General features: G+C 55.1%; 1 pseudogene. It reads right to left on the minus strand.

Annotated features, from left to right (window positions below):
- A pseudogene (locus tag EN852_RS41550) lies at positions 1-292 on the minus strand (hypothetical protein); the annotation flags it as partial.

Below are 292 nucleotides of genomic sequence, written 5' to 3' on the forward strand. Positions count from 1 at the left end.
CCTGGATTGAGTTTGAGCGAGGCGGGCAGCAAGGTGCCCTGGGTCACATCGATTGACCCGAAGGTTCGGTCCGCCCATTCGAGATTGGCCAATTTGGTGCGTTGGAGTAGCGCCTCGTGCGCCTGGGTGGTCGAGATATAATGATGAATATGCAGCGCGTAATTCTCGACGATCGGAAAGGTCTTTCCCTGTGCCTCAACCGCCTTGCGCGCACCGATCAGCATGTCGTTGAATTTTTGCAGCTTGCCCTTCCACTCGACATCCTTGAAGCGAATGAAGGTCGTACCGAAAC

The sequence above is a fragment of the Mesorhizobium sp. M2E.F.Ca.ET.209.01.1.1 genome (assembly GCF_004010375.2).
GTDB lineage: Bacteria > Pseudomonadota > Alphaproteobacteria > Rhizobiales > Rhizobiaceae > Mesorhizobium.